The organism is Streptomyces sp. NPDC058683 (assembly GCF_042716195.1).
Classification (GTDB): domain Bacteria; phylum Actinomycetota; class Actinomycetes; order Streptomycetales; family Streptomycetaceae; genus Streptomyces.
Map to the genome: position 1 here is coordinate 21779 of NZ_JBHXSK010000001.1, position 19454 is coordinate 41232.

Annotated in this window: 25 protein-coding genes and 1 pseudogene; 2 read left to right on the forward strand and 24 right to left on the reverse strand. The window is 70.3% G+C overall.

What is annotated here, in order from left to right; translation table 11 throughout:
- The first annotated feature begins 91 nt into the window (after nucleotides 1–91).
- Complete coding sequence (locus tag ACFWXC_RS00130) at nucleotides 92–1294, forward strand: IS110 family transposase (RefSeq protein WP_384470478.1); 1203 nt, start codon at nucleotides 92–94, stop codon at nucleotides 1292–1294.
- Between the two features lie 130 nt (nucleotides 1295–1424).
- Here ACFWXC_RS00130 and ACFWXC_RS00135 read toward each other — a convergent pair whose 3' ends face one another.
- Nucleotides 1425–1859, reverse strand: a complete 435-nt coding sequence (locus ACFWXC_RS00135; protein WP_384470481.1) for an NUDIX domain-containing protein — start codon at nucleotides 1857–1859, stop codon at nucleotides 1425–1427.
- Between the two features lie 263 nt (nucleotides 1860–2122).
- On the opposite strand from ACFWXC_RS00135, the gene ACFWXC_RS00140 reads away from it, so the two are divergent.
- On the forward strand, nucleotides 2123–2671 hold the full coding sequence (locus ACFWXC_RS00140; RefSeq protein WP_384470484.1) for a GNAT family N-acetyltransferase: 549 nt from the start codon (nucleotides 2123–2125) through the stop codon (nucleotides 2669–2671).
- 247 nt (nucleotides 2672–2918) lie between these two features.
- Here ACFWXC_RS00140 and ACFWXC_RS00145 read toward each other — a convergent pair whose 3' ends face one another.
- The 23 genes and pseudogenes from ACFWXC_RS00145 to ACFWXC_RS00255 form a co-directional block, all read right to left on the reverse strand.
- Nucleotides 2919–3104 carry a hypothetical protein gene (locus ACFWXC_RS00145; RefSeq protein WP_384471586.1) on the reverse strand — a complete coding sequence of 62 codons (186 nt, stop codon included), beginning with the start codon at nucleotides 3102–3104 and terminating at the stop codon, nucleotides 2919–2921.
- A 65-nt stretch (nucleotides 3105–3169) separates the two neighbouring features.
- Complete coding sequence (locus ACFWXC_RS00150; RefSeq protein ID WP_384470487.1) at nucleotides 3170–4294, reverse strand: DnaB-like helicase N-terminal domain-containing protein; 1125 nt, start codon at nucleotides 4292–4294, stop codon at nucleotides 3170–3172.
- The gene (locus tag ACFWXC_RS00155) at nucleotides 4294–5565 is read right to left on the reverse strand and encodes a DNA cytosine methyltransferase (protein ID WP_384470490.1); all 1272 of its coding nucleotides are present in this window, start codon (nucleotides 5563–5565) and stop codon (nucleotides 4294–4296) included. Before ACFWXC_RS00155 ends, ACFWXC_RS00150 begins: the two co-directional genes overlap by 1 nt.
- On the reverse strand, nucleotides 5562–6317 hold the full coding sequence (locus ACFWXC_RS00160; protein WP_384470493.1) for a hypothetical protein: 756 nt from the start codon (nucleotides 6315–6317) through the stop codon (nucleotides 5562–5564). Before ACFWXC_RS00160 ends, ACFWXC_RS00155 begins: the two co-directional genes overlap by 4 nt.
- Nucleotides 6318–6523: 206 nt before the next feature.
- Nucleotides 6524–6973, reverse strand: coding sequence for a hypothetical protein (locus ACFWXC_RS00165; protein ID WP_384470496.1), 450 nt, complete (start codon nucleotides 6971–6973; stop codon nucleotides 6524–6526).
- A gap of 80 nt (nucleotides 6974–7053) precedes the next feature.
- Entirely contained in the window at nucleotides 7054–7626 is a 573-nt protein-coding gene (locus tag ACFWXC_RS00170; RefSeq protein ID WP_384470499.1) for a hypothetical protein, read from the reverse strand.
- Between the two features lie 236 nt (nucleotides 7627–7862).
- Nucleotides 7863–8624, reverse strand: coding sequence for a hypothetical protein (locus ACFWXC_RS00175; RefSeq protein WP_384470502.1), 762 nt, complete (start codon nucleotides 8622–8624; stop codon nucleotides 7863–7865).
- Nucleotides 8621–9151 carry a hypothetical protein gene (locus tag ACFWXC_RS00180; RefSeq protein WP_384470506.1) on the reverse strand — a complete coding sequence of 177 codons (531 nt, stop codon included), beginning with the start codon at nucleotides 9149–9151 and terminating at the stop codon, nucleotides 8621–8623. Before ACFWXC_RS00180 ends, ACFWXC_RS00175 begins: the two co-directional genes overlap by 4 nt.
- Nucleotides 9084–9592: pseudogene (locus ACFWXC_RS00185) on the reverse strand (XF1762 family protein). The gene ACFWXC_RS00180 and the pseudogene ACFWXC_RS00185 overlap by 68 nt, the downstream one beginning before the upstream one ends.
- Nucleotides 9589–11379, reverse strand: coding sequence for a type IV secretory system conjugative DNA transfer family protein (locus ACFWXC_RS00190; RefSeq protein ID WP_384470509.1), 1791 nt, complete (start codon nucleotides 11377–11379; stop codon nucleotides 9589–9591). The pseudogene ACFWXC_RS00185 and the gene ACFWXC_RS00190 overlap by 4 nt, the downstream one beginning before the upstream one ends.
- Before the next feature lie 32 nt (nucleotides 11380–11411).
- Entirely contained in the window at nucleotides 11412–12188 is a 777-nt protein-coding gene (locus tag ACFWXC_RS00195) for a DUF317 domain-containing protein (protein WP_384470512.1), read from the reverse strand.
- 2 nt (nucleotides 12189–12190) lie between these two features.
- A complete protein-coding gene (locus ACFWXC_RS00200) occupies nucleotides 12191–12697 on the reverse strand; it encodes a hypothetical protein (protein WP_384470515.1) in 507 nt (168 codons plus the stop codon).
- A gap of 74 nt (nucleotides 12698–12771) precedes the next feature.
- Nucleotides 12772–13593, reverse strand: coding sequence for a DUF317 domain-containing protein (locus tag ACFWXC_RS00205; protein ID WP_384470517.1), 822 nt, complete (start codon nucleotides 13591–13593; stop codon nucleotides 12772–12774).
- A complete protein-coding gene (locus tag ACFWXC_RS00210; protein WP_384470519.1) occupies nucleotides 13584–13940 on the reverse strand; it encodes a hypothetical protein in 357 nt (118 codons plus the stop codon). The genes ACFWXC_RS00205 and ACFWXC_RS00210 overlap by 10 nt, the downstream gene beginning before the upstream one ends.
- 27 nt (nucleotides 13941–13967) lie before the next feature.
- On the reverse strand, nucleotides 13968–14762 hold the full coding sequence (locus ACFWXC_RS00215) for a DUF317 domain-containing protein (protein WP_384470521.1): 795 nt from the start codon (nucleotides 14760–14762) through the stop codon (nucleotides 13968–13970).
- Nucleotides 14759–15142 carry a hypothetical protein gene (locus ACFWXC_RS00220; protein ID WP_384470524.1) on the reverse strand — a complete coding sequence of 128 codons (384 nt, stop codon included), beginning with the start codon at nucleotides 15140–15142 and terminating at the stop codon, nucleotides 14759–14761. Before ACFWXC_RS00220 ends, ACFWXC_RS00215 begins: the two co-directional genes overlap by 4 nt.
- A gap of 22 nt (nucleotides 15143–15164) precedes the next feature.
- Nucleotides 15165–15329, reverse strand: a complete 165-nt coding sequence (locus tag ACFWXC_RS00225; RefSeq protein WP_384470527.1) for a hypothetical protein — start codon at nucleotides 15327–15329, stop codon at nucleotides 15165–15167.
- Between the two features lie 96 nt (nucleotides 15330–15425).
- On the reverse strand, nucleotides 15426–16076 hold the full coding sequence (locus tag ACFWXC_RS00230) for a hypothetical protein (protein WP_384470529.1): 651 nt from the start codon (nucleotides 16074–16076) through the stop codon (nucleotides 15426–15428).
- Nucleotides 16073–16831, reverse strand: a complete 759-nt coding sequence (locus ACFWXC_RS00235; protein ID WP_384470532.1) for a hypothetical protein — start codon at nucleotides 16829–16831, stop codon at nucleotides 16073–16075. The genes ACFWXC_RS00230 and ACFWXC_RS00235 overlap by 4 nt, the downstream gene beginning before the upstream one ends.
- 23 nt (nucleotides 16832–16854) lie before the next feature.
- On the reverse strand, nucleotides 16855–17550 hold the full coding sequence (locus ACFWXC_RS00240) for a hypothetical protein (protein WP_384470535.1): 696 nt from the start codon (nucleotides 17548–17550) through the stop codon (nucleotides 16855–16857).
- Between the two features lie 13 nt (nucleotides 17551–17563).
- Entirely contained in the window at nucleotides 17564–18409 is an 846-nt protein-coding gene (locus ACFWXC_RS00245) for a relaxase/mobilization nuclease (RefSeq protein WP_384470538.1), read from the reverse strand.
- Nucleotides 18406–18831 carry a hypothetical protein gene (locus tag ACFWXC_RS00250; RefSeq protein WP_384470540.1) on the reverse strand — a complete coding sequence of 142 codons (426 nt, stop codon included), beginning with the start codon at nucleotides 18829–18831 and terminating at the stop codon, nucleotides 18406–18408. The genes ACFWXC_RS00245 and ACFWXC_RS00250 overlap by 4 nt, the downstream gene beginning before the upstream one ends.
- Nucleotides 18832–18931: 100 nt before the next feature.
- Nucleotides 18932–19429 carry a hypothetical protein gene (locus ACFWXC_RS00255; protein WP_384470543.1) on the reverse strand — a complete coding sequence of 166 codons (498 nt, stop codon included), beginning with the start codon at nucleotides 19427–19429 and terminating at the stop codon, nucleotides 18932–18934.
- Nucleotides 19430–19454: the final 25 nt, after the last annotated feature.

A 19454-nucleotide genomic window follows, 5' to 3' on the forward strand; every position in this document is an offset into this window, starting at 1 on the left:
GATATGCGCGTCTGATGCGGTCGCAACTTACGGAGATGACGGCGGGGTGCTCCTGGGCTGACAGCACGCTGTGCGAGGCGAGGAGGGTCAAGTGAGCAAGCATGATGGCCATGTCTGGGCCGGTGTCGATGCGGGCAAGAGCCACCATTGGGCCGCCGTCGTCGATGAGTCCGGGGCGACCTTGTGGTCCAAGAAGATCGAAAACGATGAGACGGCGATCCTGACCGCGCTCGGCGAGATCCTGGAACTGGCCGACGATGTCCACTGGGCCGTGGATATCTCAGGCACCTCGTCGGCGCTGTTGCTCGCCCTTCTGGCCGCGCATGGCCAGCAGGCCGTCTACGTGCCCGGCCGCAAGGTCAATCGTATGGCCGGCGCCTACCGGGGCGAAGCTAAGACCGATGCCCGCGACGCCTACGTCATCGCCGAAACAGCGCGCCACCGCCGCGACTTCACCATTATCGACGTGCCCGCCCAGCTGGCCGCGGACCTTGCCCTGCTGACCGCCCACCGCTCCGACCTGATCGCCGACCGAGTGCGGATGGTCAACCGGCTCCGCGACGTACTCACCGGCACCTTCCCGGCACTGGAACGGGCTTTCGACTACTCCGCTCACAAGGGCGCCCTGGTCCTGCTGACCAGCCATCAGACTGCCTCAGTGATCAGGCGCCGTGGCCGTGCCCGGCTGACGGCGTGGCTCGCCAACCGGGCGGTGCGTGGCGCCGATGCGGTCGCGGCCGCCGCGTTGGAAGCAGCCCGATCTCAGCAGACCGTGCTGCCCGGCGAGGAGGTTGCTGCCCAGCTCGTCGCCGACCTGGCGGTGCAGATTCTGGCCCTGGACGATCGGCTCAAGCGGGTCGAGAAGCAGATCTGTGACACCTTCCGCCTCCATCCTCAGGCGGCGATCATCGAGTCCCTGCCAGGTATGGGACCGATACTCGGAGCCGAGTTCGTTGTGGCGGCTGGTGACCTTGCGGCCTACGCCGACGCAGGCCACCTCGCCTCCGCGGCCGGGCTCGTCCCCGTCCCGCGTGATTCCGGGCGACGGACCGGGAACCTGCACCGTCCCAAACGGTACAACCGCCGCTTGCGCCGGGTGTTCTACATGTCCGCGCAGACCAGCATGATCCGCGAGGGACCCAGCAGGGACTTCTATCTCAAGAAGCGCTCCGAGGGGTGCAGACACGTCCAGGCCGTGATCGCCCTGGCCCGCCGGCGAGTCAGTGTGCTGTGGGCGCTTCTGCGCGACGACCGCGTGTTCACCCTCGCACCGCCAGCGGCACAGACGGAGTGACCCCGACGGCGAACATCCCCTCGCCGCCAAGCCCGATGCTCCGACCGTGCCTTGGGTGATCGGCCGACTGGAGGCAGTGGCGCGGATGGAACGGTACCCCTCCGCGGGCGCCGCCGAGCATCACTGCCTTTCAGGCTCCCCACGTCTTGGCATGCTTGCACAGGTAGCCGACGAGTTCGGACGGTTCGAGTTCGAGCGCTGCCACGGCTGATGCGTCCAGTGCGACCCGGACCGGCGAGAAGTCTCCGGTATCGGCGTCGTCCGGCTCGGGACCACCACGACGGTTGAGATCCATGTCCAGTACTTCGGCGCGGAAGTAGTGCCGCACGACGGTGACCTTGCCGCCCGGCTCGGTCAAGGTGAGGAACTCGGTGGCAGGGCCGATCGTGGCGCCGAGTTCTTCCATGACTTCGCGGCGCAGGGCTGCTTCAAGGTCGGCATCGTAGGGTTCAACGCCGCCACCGACCGTCGTGTAATAGGGCAGGCAGCCTGGCCATCTCCGGCGCAGGAACACCAGTTGATTGTCTTCCAGCAGGACCGCGCGAACGTTGTGACGGACCCTCATGTACGCGACGATAGTGCGCCCGTCCCTGTGGTGAGGCCCGAACTCAGTCGGCAGTGGCTTCGTTCACTGTCATCGGCAGCGTTTGTCGATCGGTTTCAGCAGCAGTTGGTGATCAGCGGCTCGGCGGATGTTGACGGGAAATGACGGCACCGGGAGCAGGATCGTGCTTCGTTGCCATGCCTGGCGCTGAAACGGAGTGACGAGGACCGGCGGTGCTCGAAACCCGGGGGCGGGCCGGACTCGGACCGCGGCAGGATGGGCGGATGGAGCAACCCCTTGAAGTGCCTGAACTCGCTGCTGACGCGGGATTCGTGCTGCGGCCGTGGCGTTCTTCTGACCTTCCGCTGGTCCGTGAGGCGTCGGAGGACGACTACATTCCGTTGATCACGACGGTGCCCTCGCCGTATTCCGAGCCGGCAGGCGTCGCGTTCATCGAACGGCAGTGGGGCCGGGCGACCACGAGGGCTGGGTATACGTTCGTCATCGTGACATCTGCCGGTCTGCCCGTCGGCCAGGTGGGGCTGTGGCTGAGGGATCTGGAACAGGGCCGTGCGTCGCTGGGCTACTGGGTTGTCAAGTCGGCGCGTGGTCAGGGAGCCGCCGTGGCTGCTGTCAACGCCGTGGTCGGCTGGGCCCTGCGGGATCTGCGGATTTCCCGGCTCGAACTGTGGGTGGAGCCGTGGAATACAGCCTCCGTGCGCACTGCCGAGCGTGCGGGGTTCCAACGCGAGGGACTGCTGCGGGGGTGGCAGAAGATCGGGAACGAACGCCGGGACATGTTCATGTATTCGCTGCTCAACGACGAGACGTGAGGTCGTTGGTCCCGCCGCCGGGCTGGCATGACCAGGGTCTAGACCGCGATTGCAGGGCACCGCTGGTGGACCGTGGCGGAACTGGTCACGACCTTGGATGTGGTGCGGCCGACTGGGCTGCCGGGGCTGCTGGCGTCCTTGCCGAAGGACGGCCCACCGATTCGCCGATCATGGTGAATGGCAGAGTGTCGCCAACGGCGCGGGCGCCAGCTTCACCCACGGACGACACCTCATCCGCTTGACTCGGTCATTGAGACTCCTCGTGGTCGATGCGGGCCAGGACCAGGGTGTTGTCGGCGATGACGGTCCAGTTGGCTGCTTCCAGGCCCAGGTGGGCGATGTGGGCCTGGGTGCCGGTCAGGACGGCGGTCACGGCGCTGGGATGGGTGGGGTGGGTGTCGAGGCGGACGTGGGCGTCGATGCTGGAGGTCACGTGGGGTGTCGTCTCTTCTGCCGGTGGCCGGGCCTTCGGGTCCGGCCACCGGCGTATGCGGGGTGCTATCGGGTTGCTCGCGCGGTGCGGGCGGAGTGCGCGGCCGCCGTGGTCGGCGGGCGGGCACGGGTGGTGGGCTCCGGTCGCGGTCGGGGTCGCGGCGTCGGGAGCGTTCCGGTGGCGTGCTGCCAGCGGGTGCGGACGGCGCCGATGTCGGCGAGGGAGCGGCGGGCGCCGACGACGAGTTGGAACGGGGTGTTCGCCGGGTCGCCGGCGTATGCCTCGATGTGCCGGCAGGTGTACTCGGCGGTGGCAAGGAGGGAACGCTGAAGGGCGCGCTCGCCCCAGTGCTCCACGGATCCAGCCGGTTCGGCCAGCATGCGGAGCACCTCGCCAGGATCACTTCCGTCGCCGAGCAGGCCGCGCTGCTGGGCCTCCCACAGGACCGTGACGGGGTCGACGGGCTCGCCGCGGCCGGCCAGGGTGGTCAGGCACTGCCACAGACTGGCGTGCAAGGGCAGGGCGAAGTCGTCGGGGAGCAGCCACCGGACAGACTCGATGTCGGCGGGGTAGGCGGTGGCGGTCGCGAGCAGCAGCTGCTCCTCCTCGACCGCTTCTGTGTGGTCGGGCGCGGCGGTCGGCGGTGGTGCCGTGGTGCGGGGCAGCACGCCGGCGCGCGGCGGGAAGCGGGTTGCGATGTCGTCCACGACCGCGGCGAGCGCGTCGGCCTCGGCGAGCACTGTCTGGACGGGGTGCGGGAGGGAGGCGTCGTGGACGGTCTGGACGAGGCGTTGTGCGGCTGTCTGCAGGCGGCGGCGGGCGTGTTCGGTCTCGACCATCCGGGCGTAGGCCGGTGCGTGGCGGGGCCAGGGGCAGACCTGGATGAGGGCGTGCAGGTCTGAGGCGGTCAGTCCGCGTGCCTGCTTGCGTGCCGTGGCGAGCACGCGGTCGAGCCATGTGGTGTTCTTCGCGTGCTCGTCCGGGTCGGGCGGCGGCAGAGTGCTGATCGCGGCGAACAGGGCGGCGTGCGCGGCGGTGGAGAAGGAGTCGGCGGCGATGCCGGCCAGGTCGCGGAGACGGTGCGGATCGAGGAGGAGGGCTCCGAGGAGGGCCTGCTCGACGTGGAACACCGGCTGCCGGGGTGCGCTGGTGTAGAAGTCGTCTTCGTCGGGTTCGGGGGCGTGGGACATCAGGCGGCGAGAGTGAAGTCGTCGGGGTCGAGGGCGACGCCGAGGTGCGGGGCGAGGAGGTGGCCGGCGAGCAACGGGGGCACGGCGTTGCCGATCTGCGAGAACTGCTGGCCCTTGTTGCCAGCCCAGGGGTAGTCGGCAGGGAAGGTCTGCAGGAGGCCGGCCTCGCGGGCGGTGATCCGTATCGGCTCCGGCACCGCCGGCGCGTCCGTGTCCTTGGTCGGAGGCGAGGTGGGTTCGGCGACCCAGGTGCACTCGTTGGCCCGGTGTCCGAAGAACAGTGTGCCTGCCGGCTCGGACAGCGGACGGACGGTGGCGTTGGCCTGGTTGTTGCTGCGCAGGGACCAGGACCAGCGGTGAGCCTCGGCGGTGAACGTGGGTGTGGGAAGATCGGCGGCCCGGTTCTCGGGTGTGCCGTGCCGGGCGGTCTGTCCAGCGCTTTCACGACGGGACCGCAGGGGCGCTCCGTCCGGCCGGGGTATCCAGGTGCCGCGCTCCCGGGCGTCGGACAGTGTCTTGCGGGAGCCCGACGGGAACGGTTCGGGTCCGCCGCCGGGCCCGCCGCCGGCGCAGACAGTGGGAACAGGTCGGTCGGTCGCGCCCCACCCCAGGGCCTCGGCCATGCTGACCCAGCGGGCGCGGCCCGGCCCGAACAGCGACTCCGGCTCGGCGACTTGGGAGTGCGTGGGCGTGGGAGGCTGCGCCGTACGGACCCGGGAGGCGAGCAGGATCGCCCGCCTCCTGGTCTGAGGAACGCCGAAGTCGGCGGCGTTGAGAATCCCGTACCAGACGGAGAACCCCCAGCCGCGCAGGACGGCCGCGTACTGCTTCCACAGCGGCAGGACGTCTGGCACCTCCTCCATGGCGACCCACTCGGGCTCGCCGACCGAGTTCAGGGCGTGCAGGTAGCGCATCGGCTCGGCGGCGAGGAGGGAGCGCTCGTCTCGGCAGGAGGCGAGAAGGCTCTCGCGGATGTCACGTCCGGCGGCCAGGTCCTCGACCGCCGCATTCACCAGAGGCTGGTCGAGTAGACCGAGGCGCTTGCCGGCCATGCTCCACGCCTGGCACGGCGGGGAAGCGATCACGCCGCGTGTGCGGCCGACGAACGGCCACGTCGGATACCTCGCCACGTCTGTGCGGATGGTCAACTGCCCAGCGGCGACACGGGTTTTGCAGGCCCACTCGTCCCATTCCAGACCGACGTCGCCCACACCGAGGACACCCAGTGCCCTGCTCCAGCCGCCCGGCCCCGCGAAGAGGTCGAGTATCACGTGGCCAGCCCGAAGTCGTCCTGCGCCAGCGCGTCGGCATCTCCGCGGCACGCCCAGGGCGAGCAACTGTCCGCGACGCCGTTCTCCAGCTCGTCGGCTTCGTCCGCACCGAGGGGCACGGCTGCCCGTTCGGCGGCGGTGACATGGTCGATCGGAGCCTGGCTCAGTGGGACGCGGGAGCGATGCAGGAATGCCTCGCCGAGCAGCCGGCTGCCCGCAGCGTTGGCGCGGGCATTACCCTGCCGGATCGCCGCGTCGAATTCGACGACATCCGCCCACTCGGACGGAGAGGTGTCCCTGATATGCCTCCACTGCGCATTTCCGTGGAACGGGCATCCCAGACAACTCGATTTCGGAGTATCGGCCAGCCCGAGCGAGGTCAGGTAACGAATGCAGTCCGCTCGGCTCCAATTAAGGTCCAGGAGGGGATGCCGGTTGCGCATGTACTTCACGTCGGCGTCCTTGGCCCGGTGGAACTCGTCAGTTGAGATTCCCACCCACTGCTCGACGAACACTCCCTTGGGAATGCGTGAAGGATAGGGGTGTCCGAGCAGCTCGCGGACCTTCTGCTTGATCGGCTTTACTTTATATTCGCCGGTGCACTGCCTGCGAGTCATTCCGGGCCGCCCGTCCTTGTTCAGGATATGCAGGGGCATGGAGGCGAATCGGTGATCGGGATTCAGTGCGTCACTGCGAATGTTCCCGGACGACACCCGAAGAACTGGGATGTCGGCGGGCTTTGCTATCTCCATTTCCAGGCGGTCGAGGTGGGCGTAAACCGTTGAGGGTTCCCATCCGGTGTCGGCGAAAATCGCGTAGTCGACCTTCGGAAGGATGCCTTCGGCTGACAGGGCGAGGAGGGTGCTGGATTGAACTCCCGCGCCTAGAGAAAGGGCACGGAATCGAGGCTGATCTGAAATGGTCTGTCCTGGGGGGTGGGGGAAACGGGGGGACGCCCTCAATGCGGCTGGTGCGTGAGCGGGCTGGGCGGGATCAGCCGGTCGCGGTGTATGGCGTGGCAGAGGGCAGGGATGCGGTCGAGGAGGTCGGTGGCCGACGCGATGAACTGCTGCGGTGACGGTCCGACCAGGACGACCCGGCCCGATGCGGTCTCGGCTTGGCGGCGCCGGTTCTCCATGGCGCGGGCGAGGGCCGCAGTCAGTTCCGCGCCTGCGTCCTGGGCGGCCTTGGCGATCTGCGCGACGCGTTCGAGGAGCAGCAGATCCGCGGACGAGTGCTGTGGCGTGTACCGGGCGAAGTCGAGGAACAGCCGCAGGGCGGCGGAGGCGAGTTCTTGGGCTCGGTGATCCGCGCAGGCAGCGTGTGCGGGTGGTCGGGGCGTGGGTGCACATGGCCCGGTGCACGGCGAGGGCGTCTGCTGCGATCCGGTCGGAGGGCCAGCGTGCAACGGGGTTGGGTGAGGAGGGTGTGCAGGGGTCGGAGGTTGCCTGCGTGGTGCCTTTCCGGCGGTCGGAATGTTGCCGAGGGTCAGCGGCGGCGTCCGGCCGGTGGAGTCGGGGTGGTTGTGGGGGCAGCGGTGCTCCGGCCGTGACTGCGGTGCGGGCCGGGCGCGGTGTCCGCGGTGGGCTGGCTGCTGAAGGCGGGAGCTACGCGGTCGAGGGCCTGGGCGAGCTGCTGAGCCTGGGCGTGGGCGTCCTGGAGCTGCTTGGCGACGTCGTCGGGGAGCCGGTCCCATTGGGCGCGGTACTGGTAGTGCTGGATGATCTCGGCGGCATTGCGCAGTTGCTCGGCGACCTGCCGCAGGACTGTGGTCTTCTGCTCGGGGGCATTTGCGGTGTGCGTGGCCTGCAAGAGCGCGTCCAGGGCGGCGGGCAGCGGCTCGTCGTCCGTGGGAAGGCCGTAGAGAGTGGCGTGCAGTGCCTGGGCGTAGACCGTCACGGGCCCGCCCCGACCGCGGTCGCGGTACTCGACTGGGGCCTGTCGGCGGGCGCTGAAGCTGACGGTCACGTCACGGGGAGCGGCACCAGGGTGGAGCTGATCGGCGAGGGCGCGGGCGAGACCATGCGCGGTCGGGGTGTCGGAGGACGTGGAAACTCCCATCGGACGGTGGTGATGACGTCTACGAGGGTGGTCAGCGAGTGCGGCCACGGGCCGAGGACACGGTTGGGTGACGGCGGCGCCGGCCTCGATCGGGGTCTGCCGAGTGTGCTGGGGCCTGCCAGAAGGGCTCGTGAGCGTGCAGGGCATCGAAGTCATCCGCCAGGGAGTGCAGTTGTTGTGCTTGTTCTGCCAGGTCGTGCTGGGGCATGGGGTGGTGTGGCTCCGGAGGGGGTCGGTCAGCGGCTTCGGGTAGCTGTCTTCGCGGCGGCGGGTGCGGGCGCGGGTGTCGTGCCGGGGGGCCTGGCGGTGGGCGGGCGGCTGATGGCGGCGGCCAGGGCGGTGGTGCCGGCGGCGGTGAGACGGACTCGGTCTTGCAGCGGTCCGCCCACGTAGGCCGAGGACGCGGACTTCGGGACGCGCTCGGCCAGGCCGTTCGCCTCCAGCGACCGGAGTGTGCCGATGAGCACGCGCTCGTCGCGGTAGTGGACGTACTGCCGTGCCAGGGAGCTCGTGGCCACCACGTGTCCGCAGGCGATCTCCCACAGTGCGGTGCGCTGGGCGGAGGTCAGCTGGTGGTCTGGAGCGTCGGTGGTGCTCGTCCAGCGGCGGCGTCGGAACTCGTCGGCAATGGTCTCGGCGCAGCCCGTGGCGGCTTCAGGGGCCAGGGCGGTCAGCGTGCGCGCCATCGGAAGACGCTGGTCCGTGGAGGCGCTGCTCAGGAAGGCGAGCTGCTGGAGGCGGACCACCGCGTCCGACAACTCGTCACTTGCGTAGAGACGCTCGTCGGTAACCGCCTTGATGGCCGCGTGTGTTGCGGAGGCAAGTCGCTGGGCGGAGGCGGCGTGCGCGTCTGGCTCGGACGGCGATCCGGCTCGCAGGAGGCGGTCGAGTGTGTCGTTGTGCTGCACGTACTGGTCTGCGAGCAGCAGCAGCCGTTCAACCGGCGTCGGTGGCGGGGCCACTTCGAAGAGGAGCCCATCGGTGTGCGGTGTCGTCATGTGCGGCGCCGGACGGCCGGGGCGGGCAACGGGGCCGGCGCGGGTGCGCTCGCAGCAGCGGTCGGTCGCGGTACCTCCAGCGCGGTGCGGACCGCGGCCAGAGCGCGCCGGGCGTCGTCGAGGTGGACCCGCAGGCGGGAGTGGTGGTCGAGCGAGTCGAGCCTTTGCTGGAGCGTGTCCCGCACTGTGGTGGTCAGGGTGATGAGCGGGGCGAGGGTCCGGGTGTAGTGGGCGATGGCCCGCCCGACGTGCCCGGCGCTGGCGCCGAGGGTCTCGGCGGGCGGAAGGTCGGTGATGTTCGGGGCGAGCTGGTACTTGGCGTCGGCAGCCATGCGGGCGGCGAGGCGGCAGAGCAGGTCGATGTGCCGTGTGGCGTTGGACAGACCGGTGCCGTCCGCGCTGATGGGGTGGTCGCGGATGTCGGCGGTCACGGCGTCTGCGGCTTGACGCGGGGACATGTCATCGAGGTCGGTGGGTTCGTAGGTGTGCAGGGCGTCTCCCGTCAGGTGTTTCAGGGGGCTTGCCACAGGAAGCGGGCGATGTGGTCGTTGCCGTGGCCGGTCCGGGGCGGGAGGGGGTGTGCCATCTAGCCCGGGGCGGGCGGCTGGCGATCAGGTGCCATCCCGCGCCGCGCAGGGAGGCGCCGCTCTCGCCCTCCTGGGTGAAGGTGATCAGGCGCCGTATCCGAGGGCTTTCGTTGCGCGCCACGCGGCCCCGTACAGCAGTGAGTTGGCGTTGCGAGCGCCGTCGCTGGCGGTCCGGGTGACTTCGAGGGTGGTGCCGTCATCAAGGTGGCGGGCAACCGGCCTGCCGACGATGGCCACGGCGGGCAGCGTGCCGGTCTCGTCGGCGGCTCCGACGGCGAAGATCTGACCTGCGGGCGGTGGGTGGTGGCGGTGCCGGGCGCGCACGAAGTCCTTCGCCTCACGTGAGCGCACCGGCACCAGGTGGAGCGGGACGTCGCTCACGCGGCCTTCTGGAAGTCGGACTGTGTCGGCGCGTGCTTCGCCACGGCGCGGGTGGTGATCGCCTTCGACGCGCGGGCGGACGCCGCGGACAGCTCCTCTGCTCCGGGCTCCAGATACCACGGGCGCAGGTCGAGCATGGCGGCCCGCATACCGGTGGCGAAGCACAGTGCGGTGCCCTTGGGGAGGGCGCGGATCGCGTCGGCGGGCAGGATCCGCTCCTGCCGCATGCTGACCGAGGTCGACTTGCCGGACTCCGAGTGCGAGGTCGAGGTGGTCTCGACGTCGTGGTCGCCGATCAGCCGGGAGAGCTTGTCCGCGAAGTCGGGGTCGTCGATGCCGGAGCCGATGACCTTGACGGTCGAGGCGGACCACATGGCGTCCATGCCGGCGTCCGACCACACCTTCTGGCCCTGGCGGTAGGACTGCAGGATGGTGATCGGGATGATCCCGCGGGAGCCGAGGTGTGAGTACAGGTCCGGAAGGTCGCTGATCTTGCACACGTTGGCGGCCTCGTCGAGGATCGCGAGCATCGGCGGGTCGAGGCGTCCGCCGGCGCGTTCGGCCTGCGCCGTCGCGGCCCGCATCACCGAGTCCGCGCACGCGGCGATCAGAGCCGAGGCGCCGCCTCCGCCGTCCTTGCTGAGCAGGAACAAAGTGTCGGCGGAAGACACGAACGCGGACGGCCTGAACTCGGCGATGTCCTTCTGCGGAGTGACCCAGGCAGCGATCTCGCTGTTCAGCAACGCGGCGGCATACTGGCGGGCGGTCTCGTAGATGCCGTCCCTGGTTTCCGGCGGCCCTTCCACCGATCCCTTGAGCTGGGCGGCGACGGCGGCGAACTGGTGGTCGCGGAGGATGTCGAGCGGAGTGCGGTCCGCGGGGAAGGCCAGCCACTGCATGACGTCGGTGATCGGCCGCTCGTCGAGGGCCGCGGCCAGGAACAACTGCGCCAGGATGTTGGATCCGGCCTTGGACCAGAAGTCACCCTGCTGGCTCGCGTCCACCGACGCGGCGAGGAAGTGACCGGCCAACCGCCCCGCGCCGTCCAGGGTTTTGGCGTCCGCCAAGGGGTTCCACCACATCTCGCGCGCGGCGTGCGCGATCTGCTGCGGGTCCATCGACCACACCTGACCGACGCGGGCGCGGGCATCGTAGGTCGCGGTGAAGGCATCGCCGGCGGCCTTGTTCGAGGTCAGCAGGACCGGACCGGGCGCGGAAAGGATCGAGGGGATCGCCAGCGAGGTGGTCTTGCCCGAGCGGGGCGCCATGATGGCGACGGCCACGTCCTCATAGCCCATGCGCACCTCGTGACGGGTGCCTTGCAAGTTGCCGAGCAGGATGCCGGTGTCGCGGGCTTCGATGTGCTTGGCGTCCTTCAGGCTCGGGCGCAGCGAGCGGGCCTTGTCGGCGATCGCCTTGGCCATCAGCGGTTCGATGTCCCGGGCCTTGGCCATGCCGGTGATCTTCTTCCAGCCGCCGCTGCGGTTCTTGTGCCGGGCCCACACCATGCCCGCGGCCGTCCCGAGGACAAGGAGGAGGACAACGGGGACGATGCGGGCACCGATCAGCAGGGACGTTTCTCCTGCGTGGGGCCACACCTGCTCGGGGTGGAGCAGGGCGGTGGTCGGCTGGTAGGGGGCCCAGCTGGATCCGGTGAGGTAGGCGGTGATGTTGCCGGACAGCCAGGCGAGGTGGGACAGGGGGACGACGACGGCGAGCACGCCGATCAGGAGGCGCAGGACGAGGTCGTATCCGTCGGTGTTGCTGTTGGAGGAGGAAGGGGGCAAGGGCTACGTGCTTCCGGGCGGGAACGGAGGGATCAGCGGCTGCGGCTGTTGTTGAACGACGGCCCTCGCTTGGGGATCGGGCTCGTCGGCGGGGCGGTATGCCGGACAGCGAGGGCGTGGACGCGTTCTTCCAGTGCCCCTGCGACGAGTACGGCGAGCACGTCTGTGGTCCGGCGGGTGACGTCATTCGAGTCGTGGGCCGGCAGCCTGTGCACGCTGTCGGTGCGCGCTATGGGCTTCGGATCGGCGAGTGCGGCGGTGAACGCGGTGACCAGGTGTGTGGGAGTGTGTTCGTCAAAGCGGGCATGCCACACCTTCTTGTGCAGGCCGAGCGTGACGGTGACGAACCAGGCCCCCGGATCATCGGGCGTTCCCTGGCGCACGACGTACGCCGCCTTGTCGGGCGATACGAAGCCGTCGTCGTCGTACGGTGACCAACCGGTCTGCCGGAGCGGCGCGTACGGATCGGATGGTGCGCTCGCTGTTGAGGCGGGGTCGGTGAGGGTGTCGGTGACGGCGCCGATGAGTTCGACCGGGGTGCGGGCACCGAAACTCGCGTACCACGCGGGCTGGTCCGGCTGCGCAGCGTGGTGAAGGTTCCACCACTGTCTGTCGAGATCGGGCTCCAGGCGCAGAAGGGCCTTCCGGTCGGGGCTGGAGAGCAGGACGCGCGGCATGAGGGGGTCGCTGCCGTCGCTCCAGCCGCAGGCACGGTGGAGGGGAATGGTGACCCAGGCGGGGTCACCGCCGCCAGCCAGGTGCCGCGGGGTGATGAAGTCGACCTCAAGGATCTCGGAAGTCGGTGCCATGGTCACCTCCGCGCAAGGCTTCGTCGGTCGGCCGCGAGTGCCGGTGCCGGTGGTGAGGGGGCGGTGCTGGCGGCGGTGTTGATCTCGCGGAGCGTCTTGCCGTGGGTGGCCCAGTCGTCGAGGTAACTCCACGATTCGGCGTGGTACTCGGCGAGGGCGTCGTCGAAGGCGGTGGTGCCGGGCTTGGCGGTGGCGGGAAGGGCATCACGGGTTTCCAGCCACTGCTCGTGGAGTTGGTCGAGCCGGTCGAGTGCGGCGTGCAGGACGCCCAACTGGTAGACCCAGCGGCTCTGCACGGCGTGTTCCGGCAGGCGCCCCAGTTGCGTCTCTGCCGTGGCCAGCAGGTGGCGGGTGCCGTAGCGGAGCGACTCGAATGCCTCGGCGGTGTCGGCGTCGCGCTGGCTCGCGCGTAGGCCGTAGGCGTGGTCGTCGTAGGGCCATCCGTCGAGGTCGGTGTGCTCGTCGGAGTATGCGCCCCAGGCGTTGAGGATCTTCTCGCTGTCGCTCACGTAGCGGTCGAGATGGCGGAGGAAGTTGCGGTGTGCGCGGTGATCGGCGGAGATGAGGGATGAGTCCTGTCGGTTCAGCGGCGGGCGGCCGGCTGGAAGGCGCGGGCCTTTGCCGGGGTCGTCGCGGGTTTCGTCTGGTGCCGGCGCGCGGCGCGAGCCTGGGCGCGGAGCGACTCGATACGGGCGGCGTGTGCGTCGACCACCTGCTGCGGACGCAGCGGGCTCGGTTCCTGCACGGCGCTGTAGTGGCCGGTGCGGTCGTACATGCCGCGCTGGAGCGGGCTGCTGTCGGTCAGCGCGGTGAGGAACGCACCGACGAGGTGGGAGGGTGTGTGCTCGTCAAAGTAGGCGTGCCAGATGCGCGGGCCGGGGAACTGCCCGTGGCCGGGCGCGCGGGTCTCGACGTGCCAGGCCGGCCGGTTGCTGAACTCGCTCAGCGGGCGCAGTTCGACGTGGCACATGGAGTCCAGCGAATGCGCGGTGCCGTCCGAGTCGACGTGCCAGCTCGCCGAGGTCACCGGTTGCCACGGGTCCTGTTGCTGTGGCGGCGGGCCGACGAGGGCGTCGGTGAAGCCGGCGAGGACTTCGGCGGGCACCAGTTCGCCGAACTCGGCGTACCAGCCCGGGCCGGTGTCGGTGGGCTCGGCCCGCAGCCGCCACCACGCGGAGGTGGTGGACTGCGGGTCGAGCTGGAGGCGGTGGCGCAGGTCGGGGCTGCGCATGATTATCTCGGCGCTCAACGGGTCGGAGACGGAGCTCCATTCGGCGGCGGCCAGGCCGTGGGTGACGTGGCGGGCATCCCCGGGGCCGGCGAGGTGGCGTGGGCTGGTGTCGAACGGGATTTGCCAGGCGTGCTTGTCCGCGAACGTGGCGAGCTGCCATTCGCTCAGCGGCACCGGCCGCACCCCTGCTCGCCTGCGGCGACGTTGCCGTACAGGTTACGGAGGTCGTCCAGCACGTAGTGGAGGGTGTGCTGGTCGGTTTGCTCCCACGCTGCCGTGCGCAACTCGTCGATCAGGACGGCGACTTGCATGGTGCGCGGCGTGTCCGGGTGTTCCTGCACGGCGCGTGCGAGGGCCCGCAGCGTGTCGGAGAGCTGGACGGGCAGGCCCGTGTATTCGTCCAGGAGAGGCTCGACGAGGGCGAGGGCCTGCGCCGGGTCGGGGCTCTCACGCAGGTAGTCGGTGAGGTCAGACAAGGATTCGGTCGCGGTGCGGATGGTGTCCGGGGTGAGTCCGGGCATCGGGCTCCTTGGAACGGGGGAGTCGGGTCAGCGGAGGGTCCGGGCGCCGCCGTCCGGGGTGTGGGGACGGGCGCTGGTGCGCAGCCGGACGCTGCTTTGGGCCCAGACGGCGGCGCGGGCGGCCGTGATCCGGGCCTGCTGCCACGCCCCGAGCTGGGAGGGCGTGACGGACACCGACCAGGTACGGATCTGCGCGCTCAGCGGCACGCGTCCGCGCGGGCGCATCACGGGATCGGGTCTGGCGAGTTCGGCCGAGAGGGCTTGCACCAGGTGCATCGGGGTGTTCGGAGTGAAGGTGGCCGTCCAGCCGTTGCCCTGTTGGTCCTGCGCTCCGGTCCACCACATCGCCGCCCCGTCGGCTTCCTGGAGGTACTGCATCCACGCGGTGCCGTCCGGGCTGGTCGCCAGGAAGTTTTCGCCCTCCAAACGCGTGTGCCACTGCTGCTCCTGCAACGGCGCCCAGACGTTGGAGGCGTGAGCGGAGCGGGGACGGGTGAGGGCGTCGGTCAGACCGGCGACGATCTCCACCGGGGTCTGCCGGCCCAGGTGCGCCGACCACTCGCCGTTCCGGCCGTCTGCTGGGCCATTGATAGTCCACCCGCCGGGCAGGACGTAGGGGTCGTAGGCGACACGGACGGTGCGGTCCGGGCTCTGCATGAGCAGAGGGCCGCCCTTCTTGGACTTCTCCCGCCATCCCGAGGCGCGCAGGAATTCCGAGACGTGACGGACGTCGCCGCCGCCGGCGAGGGCACGGGGCTGGACGAGGTAGTGCTGCTCGGCCTGCTCGCCTGCCCCCCAGCCCTGCCACTTTTTGTTGTTCACCGGTGCCGCCGGACCACGAGCGGTGCGGGTGCCGGTCGCGCCGCCGTGGTGGTGGAGGGCTGGGTGCTGGCGTGCTGCAGGGCGTGTTTGTGTTCGTCCAGGTCGAGGGCGATGTCGCCGAGTTCGTTCGAGGCGCGGCCCAGGGCGAGCCACACCTCCGCGGGCAGGGCGCCTCGTTCTGCCTGGTCCTTGGCGAACAGGCTGCCGGTGGCGACGAGGTGGGTGATGCCGCCGAGGACTCCCGTGTCCGGGTCGAGAACGCGGGCGATGACGTGCGCGGCCTGGGGCGGGGGAAGCTGCGCGAGGTGGTCGGCGAGCTGGCCGAGCTGGCGGGTGATCTCGTCGGCCAGCCGTGCCGGGTAGGGGGCGGGGTGAGACATGCTCCTCCGGGTCGGTGATTGGTCAGAGAGGGAGACGCGGGCCGGCGCGCTGGGTCTCGGCGAGGACGGCTTCCGGGCGGGCGCAGGCCAGCGGGGAGGCGAGGTTGGGGCCGGTCGGGATGCAGGCGCGCAGGTAATGGCGGAACAGGGCTGTTGCGAGTCGGGGCTTGAGCCGCTGGCTGATCATGGGGGGTGTGCGGGGTACTACGGGTTCCTCCGGGAAGCGGGTGGAGGCGGTGGCCCCGGCACGGTGCCGGGGCCACCGGGGAGTCTGTCTTCGGGGTCAACGGCGGCAGGATGCCGAGGACGGGGTGGCATTCGCCGGCGGCGTGGAGGCCGTCGGCCGTGGCGTGCGGGCGGCGGCGTGGTTCCGGGCGCGGAGGATCATGTGCGCGGCCTGGCTCATGGAGCCGGCGGTGTCCCTGAGCCGTGCGAGGGGCTCGGTTTCCTCGCCGGGGGCAGCCCCCTGGAGGTCACTGGCGGCGATCCAGGCCCGGACGACCACCTCCCTGATGAGGGGGAGCAGCCCTGTGACCGGGGCGGCGATCTCGGTCAGGGCCTCGGCGATCTCACCGCTGGTCTCGGCGGCAGTGACTCGCTCGGCGAGACGGGCGAGGTAGCGCAGAGCCGCGTCGTGGTCGCCGTTCGGCGTGGCCAGCGCGTTCAGTGCGGGGTCGAGGTGGACGCTGTGACCGGCGGCGAGCAGGGCGTGCGAGGCGGCGGTCGCCTTCAGCCGCTGCTGCTCGACGGACAGGCCGTGGGGAAGCCTGTGGTAGTCCCCACGCGGTCCGGGAGCGGAGAGGAAGCCGCCGGCGCGCTGGAGGATGTCCGCGGCCTTCTCGGTGCCCCCGATGGCGACGACCAGGCCGGTGCGGGGGTCCTTGACGATGGTGACGTACTCCAGCACCCAGAAGTCGGGCTCCCTGAACGTCATCGAGCCCGGGTGGCCAGCGCACGGGTGTCGGCCGGGACCGGCGGCATGGAGGCCGGTGCGGAAGTGGGCGCCCTCCGGCCTGCGGGGTGCTGGAGGGCGGTGCTGATGCCGAGCAGGTCCAGCTGCGGTCCGATCTCCCGCAGGGCGCGGGCCTGCGCCTGGGTGTCGTCGCCGGTCAGGCGGTAGATGCCGCTGTGCGGGTCCTGGACGAAGCCGTGGGCGATCAGGATCGCACCGGGACGGTCGTCGGCGGGGGCGGCGGCAACGCTGCCGTCCGGCTGCCAGGTCAGGACGGCCCGGTCCGGCTGCGAGGGCTGGATGCTGCCCAGGGCGTTGTGGCGGACCTGGGTGAGCGCGCGGTCGTAACGGGCGAGCAGATCGCCGGCGACCTGTTCCGCACTCAGGAACGGGTCATCCGCCAGAGCGATGCCGTTGGGTTCGGGAACGGCGCGGTACGCCTCGTCGGGCAGGGCCTGCGGGGCGACGGCGGCGATCAGGAAGCCGTGGCGTTCGTCGTGCCGGTCCAGGACGACGAACTGGGCGCCGTCCGGGCGGCTCAGGACGGCGGCCTGCTGCAGCGGGTGCTCGGCGAGCGAGGCGGCGACCAGATCCAGGTCCCAGATCCGGTCCGCGAGTTCGGCGAGGTCGTCCTTGGCGTCCGGCGGAAGATGGGAGCTGGTCCAGGTGTCGGGGAGTTCGCTGGCGAGGACGTCGGCGTACGAGGCGAGGCGCTGGGAGGTGTCGTGGTCGTGCATGGTGTCCTTGGGCGAGATGAAGGTCAGCGGCGCAGTTGGGCGGCCACCGGAGGCGGCGGGGACGGGACCGTGCGCGGCGGGGGCGGGCAGGCACACACGGCGGAGCGTTCGCGTTCGGTGGCGGGTACTTCCCCGGTGCAGGTGCTGCGGCCGGGGTGCGGGGCATGCCGGTCGGCCAGCCGTTCGCGGGTGTGCGCGAGGTCGGAGTGGATGACGCGTGCGTATTCGTCGGCGAGGTAGCGCAGGCGCCGGGCGGTGTGAGGATCGCTCGCGTTGCCGAGGCCGTCGAAGAAGTCCGCCAGGGCGCCGAGGGTGTCATCGACCCCGGCGAGGATGCCGTCGTGGGGTGCGGTCAGTTCGGTGAGGATTCCGGCTGCCTCGTCGGTGTCGGTGGCTTCGCGCAGACGCTCGGCGAGGTGGGAGACCGAGGCACCGAGCGCGGGATAGCGGACAGGCCGAGCATCTGTTTCGAAAGGCTTGTCGCAGTCGATGTGGTATCCGGCGGCCCGCAGGCGCGCTACGGCGTCGGTGGCGAGACGGGACTCCTCGTCTTGGGAGAGGCCGGCGGGGGCGCGGTGGTAGGTCTCGTGAAGGCGGACGACGGCGACGAAGCCCGCGCGCTGAAGAATGCTGTGCGCCTCGGAGTCCCCTCCGCGGGCGAGGAGTTCGTCGGAGTCCGGGTCGCAGCGGATGTCCAGGAAGCGGTCGGTACGGGGCAAGGAGACGTTTCTCCTACGGCGATCGGTGGGCGGTGTGCCGGACGGCGATGGGGACGGCGGCGCTTCGGGGCTGGACGAGGCGGGCTGCGGCGGTGACCAGGTCCTGCTGGATGGAGTGGAGGCGGCGGGCGATCAGCTCCAGGCGGTGCGCCGTGTCGGTGGCGACGGCTCCCGGCTGGCGGGCGATGCGGTGCGCAGAGTGCTCGACGAGTGCCCGGGTTGTGGCCAGCGGGCCGGCCTGCTCGTCGGCGAGCTGCGTGAGGATGCCCGCGAGCTGGGCTGATGCCGTGGGCGCCGACGGGATGACGGGTCGCGCCGTTGGGCCGGAGCGGACGGGGAGCAGGTGGAGGTCCTGCTCGATACGGCGCGTCTCGTCCACAAGGCGCCGCAGGATGTCCTTGGGCGGGGCGTGCCACGCGCCGTCGAGGTGGAACAGGTTCGCGATCAGGTCGAGGCGTTTGGGCTGGGCCTGAACGGCGATCCATCGGCAGCCGTGCTCCTTGCCGGGAATCTCCACGCCGGCGGCCCGTGCGAGACGGTGGGCAGCTTCGGCCCACTCCGGTCCGGTCAGCTCCCGGTCGTCCGGGTGAAGCCAGATGTCGAGGTGCAGGATCGCCCGCCGGTCGTCGTCCGGACTGGCAGCGAACTGATGCTCCAAGTAGGGGTCATAGAGGTGCTCGGCCCACTGGGCGGCCGTCCAGATCTTCTGCTCGTCGTCCGGGGCGAAGGAGTCCAGGCCCGGCCAGTGGGCGACGACCGTGTACTCCGTGAGGCCCTCGTTGGGCGAGACCGGCCGCCCCAGCGCCTCGGCGAGCGAGTCGTGCGGCATATGGGTCCGCTCGTGCAGGCGGGCAATCACCGGCCGCCTCGGACGTCGGCGATGTGCACGAGCTGGCCCAGGGCGGTGGTGGTGTACCAGCCGCAGTCGATCAGCTCGTCGCGGCCGGAGAACCGAGTAAGGAGAGCTTCCTCCATGGCCCGCAGGTAGATCAGGCAGTCCGGGCATTGGCGCGAGAGGTGCACGAGGTAGCGGGGGTGGGCGGTGACGTAGGACTGAGCTCCGCCGGTCGCATCACGCAGCCGCCACCCGTCCTCGTCGGTCGGGGTGTGCCAGGACGGGGCGACGACACGCATCGCATCACCCCACAGCTCTCGGCCGGCTACCCCCTTGAGGACGACGACGGTGTCACCGAGCTGGAAGTGGGCGTGGGTGATGTCCCGGTCGGGGGTGAGCGGGTCAGGTGTCGGCATGAAAGCCGACGTGGGCGGGGGCTGGGACATGCGGTTCCTTCCACGCAATCGGCAGCGGGGTGGGAGGAACAATGGTCCGGAGGAACGCCGGTTTGGCTAACCGGCGTTTCCCGGCTATGTTCCCCCGCCGTCAGCGGAACGGGTTCTCCGTCCCACGGTCCGCCTCACCGGCCGCATCGAGGAGTTCGAGCAGGTCAGTGCCCTCGGCGTCGCGCTGGTCGATCCACCATCCGGCGCGGGTGACGGAACGGGCCCTTTCCTCCAGCTCCGCCCAGTCCGCCTCGTCCCAACTCCCCTCCACGACCAGCGCGGTGTGCGCGGCAGTCACCAGCTGATGACGTGAGCGCTCGCCCCACTCCAGGGCCCTCTCCGGGCCCTCCAACCGCGGCATGTCGAACTGCGCCGCCCACGCGACGGCAGCCTCCTGCTCGGCGGCGCGCTTGGCCGCGAGCCACTCCTCCTTCGACTCGGTGCCGGTGTCACGCGACGCCTTCCAGCAGTCGGAGCAGTCCCTGGCAGCGAGCCAGCGTGCGAATCCGGCGCGCCGGTCGGCGGAACGGCCGGACAGGTCGTGGACGACGTCGTGGCCGCAGGCGTGCTGGACAGTCCATTGCGTACGAACGGGCATGAAGTAGCGATTCTCCTTGTGGTGC